The sequence below is a fragment of the Pseudomonas sp. AGC41 genome (assembly GCF_057334555.1).
Map to the genome: position 1 here is coordinate 1 of NZ_JBHFJB010000151.1, position 4963 is coordinate 4963.

Genomic DNA, 4963 nt, shown 5'->3' on the forward strand with positions numbered 1-4963 from the left:
ATACCGCGCCCGGTGCGGTCGGTATAGCGGGTGATTAGATGGTGTTGATACTGGTAGTCCCACTGCGCGGCGTGTTCGTCGCGGGCGGCGATCAGGTCGCCGTGCTCGTCGTAGTCGTAGCTGGCCAGTTGCCGGGATGGTAGACCTTCGTGCATAAACCACAGGACTGAGATGCGACCGTGTTCATCAAGTTGGAGGTGGATATGGTGGTGTGGGGTATTGCCCTGGTAGGTGATCAGGTCTGATAGAACGGCTTGGCCTGCATGTTGGTGTTCGTAATGCAGGGTGATGCGCGCACCACCGCGTAGGACAATTGCAGTCAGGCGAAACTGATCGCCGGCTCGCTGATAGTGTTCCTGGCTTTCGTGGCCCCGCAGAAGTGTCAACTGGGTTTTGCTGGCGCGTGCAATTACCACGCTTTCGATAGGGTCGTAGTGGTGCCCTAGAACTTTCGGCAACGGGTAGCTATGGCTGCGCCCGTCAGTCGCATGGTAGGTGAGCTGATCCTCGTTTAGGTCGAACCGGCTGGCAAATGGCGTGATCCAGCGTGCGCCGAATGGACTATTGTCGAATGCAGAGAGCGAGGATCGATAGGTTCTGCTCCACTCCAAGGGAAAAACGCCGGGAAGCTGGAAGTCTGTGTGGACAATCGTCTCGCTGCCCATGGCAAAGCTGATGTTGCATCCAGTACCCCCAGCGGTTCCTTGTTTTCTGCAGTTGGCATCGGCGCGGGCTGCGCGTTGCGCCGGGCTGGCTTCGTTGCCATTTTGGGGCTGTTGTTTTCTGCTTTCATTGGTTCTGGCTGGGCTGACATTTGCCTGATTGGGTGCGCGTTTTCGTTTTCGTACTGCCAAGACAAGCGCATTGATGATGGCGGCGATACTGCCAGCCTCGGTGGCCATACCTATATTGGCGATATTTTTACCGGCTATCTCGCCAATCTGCTCAATGCTGACCGCAACGGGTTCAAGAATTTTTTCCAACTTCTGCTTATCTACACCGAAGCTTAGGTCCTCCTTGCTGTACCCGAGGCCAGTTGTTCTTTTTACGTAGTCGGCGGCATTTACTATGAGGCTTATGCCAGGGAACAGCACGCTGAGCGCAACGTCTTGTACGGTTCCGTTGGCGACAGACCGTATGAGGTTCGCTAGGAATTTGCATACCTCGACAATTTTTGCCGCGAAATCTTTAAGGATGCTCTGCAGAGTGCTCTGGACTTTGTTAAGGGTTTCCTCGAGATCTACAGGGCAAATGTTTGCCAGGGCGCTTTCAATCGAACCGATAAGAGCTTGCGCAATGCCGTCCTTGTGGCTGGTTCTGACCGCTTTTAATGCCGGACGCATAACTGCGCGAGCCGGGCCAATACCGGGAATCGGGACAATTGCAAACAGATTGATACCGAGGCCGACCCAGTTAAAAATGTCAGATCTGTATTCGCTGTTGCCTCGTGCGAGCCCAATGATGTCGCCGACGGCATCGGTGGCTGCGAATATTGATCCGGCAACTGGTAGCATTTCCCCGACCGTAATGACCGCCCGCCAGTTGACAACGTCGCCGGTGAGAGTGGTGAGCCATTTGGCGAGAAGTTCGGTGCCTTCTATGACGTCGTCTTCGGTAAACGTGTTCGTGGGAGCAACCACTCCGCCACATCTATCCATTGTGGTTATCCCTTTCCTTGTTGTGCGTTCAACAGCTCTTTCATTGGCGCTGGCATGAGCTTTTGGATGGCCGTACCACTCAACTCTTTGGTGAGGGAGGCAGGGCTGGGTGGGGATGTAGTGCTGGTTTCTGCGGCGAACAGGCTGTTTAAAGACTGTTGCATTGCGGCAGCGGGCGTGCGTGCGCCAGCTTTGGCGTGAGCTGATGAGTCTTGATTGTCAAAAGGGGCAGCGGATGCGGTCTCTGTTTTATCGCGACCAAACAGCACCTTGGCCGGACCCGGTGCCAAGCCTGCTACGGCCGCAAAACCATTGCTATCCAGCTTGCCCTTGATGACCTTGCCCAGGGCATCTTCAACCTGATACTCCGCACCCTTGAACGCATGACCATTGGCATACTGCTGAAACAGCTCCAAATTCCCTTTCCCCGCCTTCGGCTCCTCGGGAAACGCCGCCGCCTGGCTCTTCGCTCCCTTGTAAAAAAAGTCCGTGGCATGCGCCGTGTACAACCCACTGGTGACATGAGTAATCCCACCCGCGTTGTAGGTGGTGCTACTCCCCGCCGCCTGAATCACGATCTCTTCCTTGGCACTCAAGGTGATGCGCTCAGCCGTCACGGTGACCTTGAGTTTGGCCAGCAGGTTGATGTTGTCTTTCAGCGCCCGGATGTCGATATCCCCGGAGGCCGCCACCAGCCGCCAGCCCAGGCTTTGCACAAAGGTGCGCACCCCCCGGCTGGCGCTGACCAGCAGGCGTTTGCCGATGGCCAGGCTGGTGTGGCCGCCGCTGCTCAGGGCCAGGTGTTCGCCGCTGGCGAGGTGGGTCGATTGCGGGGTGCTGCTGGCGATGCCGGCCGGGCTGTGCAACACCAGGTGCGGTTCGGCCAGTTCCGGATACTGGTTGGCGCTGGGGTTTCCGCCGGTGCCACGAATGGCCTGATGCTGGGCCTTGAGCGCGTCGGCGACTTCGTCCTGGTCGCCGCTGTCCTGGGCCAGGTTGTCGCGGGCTTCGCTGGCGAAGGTGGCGTGGTGTTGGCGGGCGGTGTCGAGTTGTTCGGCGGTTTCCGGCAGGTCGGTTTGGTGTTCGGCGGCGCGCGGGCGTAGCTGGGTGGTGAGCAGCAAACCACCGCCGGCGCGCAGTACGCCGTGGGCGTCGGTGCGCAGTTCAAAACCTTCTCCACGCGGCACGCCGCCGCCGGGCCGCGGGTGGGTGAGGTAGCCGAGGGTGAGGGCGCTGGCGGCGTGGTCGCTCATCAGTGCGGCGCTGATTTGCCCGGTGGTGTCGTCCAGGCGCAGTTCGTTGTGGCGTTCGCCGTGAAGCTCCTTGCTACGGATGGGGCTCAGGGCCTTGAACTCCGGCAGTTTGTAGGGGGAGCGGTTGATGGCGTGGTAGCTGCGGCCGATGATCAGGGGCTGGTCGGGATCACCTTGCACGAAGCCGACCAGTACCTCTTGACCGACCCGGGGCAAGGCAACGTGGCCCCAACCGGCGCCGGCCCAGTTGTGGGTGACGCGTACCCAGCAGGAGCTGCGGTCGTCGTCCTGGCCTTGGCGGTCCCAAGGAAATTGCACGCGCACGCGGCCGTGTTCGTCGCAGTAGATTTCTTCGCCGGGCGGGCCGACCACGGCGGCGATCTGCGGGCCTTCAATGCAGGGTTTGGCGCGCGCCGGTGCTTGCCATTCGACGCTGTCGGGAATCAGCGTGGCGGTGAAGCTGTAATGGGTGCCCACCTGGCTGCCGGCGGCTTCTTCTTCCATCGCCGTGTGCTGGCGACCGATGTGTTTGATGGTGACGGCGCGCCAGCCGATGTTGAGGTCGTCACGCGGATGGCCGGTCAGATCAAACGCCAGCCCCGGCACCAGGCGCGCGTCGTCGCCCGTGACCTCGGCGGTGCGCGCATCACCGCGCAGGCCTTGCAGGCGGGTCTGGGTGAAGGGCTTGCCGGCGGCGTCATGTTTGTAGCGGCCGGGGTAGTCGTAGCGTTCGTAGTCGGGGCTTTGGTGTTCCAGCTGGCGCGCCTGTTCGTGCTGCTCCAGGTTGTAGCGTGGGTGGGTGAAGCTGTAGTCGCGCTGGGTCTGTTGGGCGCTGCGCACCTGCTCGCGGTAGGTGAAACTGTGCAGCGCCGGCTGCGCCTGATCGCCACCTGGGTTGGCCTCGTATATCAGCGGTTCGCCCTCGAGCACCCCGAAGCTGGCGATATGGTCGGCCTGAATCAGCTGATGCCCGGCTTCGCTGTGTTGGAAGATCGACAGCAGGCCTTCTTCGGTGGCCAGGCGCTGGTAGAAGTCCCAGTCCAGGTCGCCAGCTTGCACGCAGTATTCGCGGGGCAGGTGGGTTTCGGTCAGGCGTTGGGTGCAGGCGCCCCAGCGGCGTTCGGTGCACAACTGCTCGAGTATCTGCGGCACGCTGCGTTGCTGGAAAATGCGCCAGTCCGATTGCAGGGTGGCGCGGGCCAGTTGCGGTTCGATCACGGCGCGATAGCTGGTGCGACGAAAGCCGGTCTTGCCTTGTTCAAAACGGCTGATCAGGCCGTGCACATGGCGCACCGGTTGTTCGCCTTGCCAGATAGTGAGGGTGGCGGGTTGATCCAGCAGTTGCGCGAAGTCGGCAGTGGCTGAAGTGCTGACCAAGTCTACGGTCAGGCGATACAGTTCGCACAGTCCTTCGGTAAGTTCAAACGCGACTACATCGAAGTTGATGGCGGCGGTTGAGCTGAAGGTAAAGCGCACATCACGCGGATGAGGCATGGCAACTCCTGCTGGCAATCCATGTGGCAGGTTGAAAGGTTTTGAACCTTAAAGAGGAGTTGTCTGGCTGTCGCCTTCATGCTTTCCGTATTTGCTGTGGGAAGTTTCTCTAATGTTGGCTGGAAGTGTTAGCGAGGTCTCACCTGCTGCCGAGGTATTCTGGCTAGCGCACGGGTCGCCATGCAGACCAGTCTTCTCAACTGATGGCAAAGGCCCAGGGCATCTATGGCGAGCTGGGCCGCAAACTGACCGAGGAAGGCAGCGGCGGCGCGGCGGACGCCAGCCTGTCCGCCGGCGTTGGCACACCCACGCTGGACGGCTTTGGCATCGTCGGCGGCAATATCCATACGCCCGAGGAATATGCCGAGGTCGAAAGCGTGGTGCCGAGGATTTATCTGCTGACGCGGATGATCATGGAGTTGGCGGCACGGTAGCCGCCCGCGGAGGAAAGGCTTTTCGTGGCGAGGGAGCTTGCTCCCGCTGGACTGCGCAGCAGGCCTGGTCTTTTGTTTTGACACAAGGGGTGGATCAACACCTAGAAACCCTGTGGGAGCGAGC

2 protein-coding genes and 1 pseudogene are annotated in these 4963 nt (G+C 60.4%); 1 reads left to right on the plus strand and 2 read right to left on the minus strand.

Going from position 1 to position 4963, the window contains the following annotated elements; genetic code table 11:
- Both ACE04F_RS24630 and ACE04F_RS24635 read right to left on the minus strand, forming a co-directional pair.
- The coding region (locus tag ACE04F_RS24630) for a DUF6531 domain-containing protein (protein ID WP_486110304.1) at nucleotides 1-1640 on the minus strand (1640 nt) is incomplete at its 3' end.
- A 23-nt stretch (nucleotides 1641-1663) separates the two neighbouring features.
- Entirely contained in the window at nucleotides 1664-4405 is a 2742-nt protein-coding gene (locus ACE04F_RS24635; RefSeq protein WP_486110305.1) for a type VI secretion system Vgr family protein, read from the minus strand.
- Nucleotides 4406-4593: 188 nt separating this feature from the next.
- Between ACE04F_RS24635 and ACE04F_RS24640 the strand changes: the two are divergent.
- Nucleotides 4594-4839 (plus strand): annotated as a pseudogene (locus ACE04F_RS24640) (M20/M25/M40 family metallo-hydrolase); the annotation flags it as partial.
- Nucleotides 4840-4963 lie beyond the last annotated feature (124 nt).

Bases quoted from the DNA above. Each gene is read 5' to 3' on its own strand.
- ACE04F_RS24635 (WP_486110305.1), bottom strand. From the start codon at position 4,405: ATGCCTCATCCGCGTGATGTGCGCTTTACCTTCAGCTCAACCGCCGCC.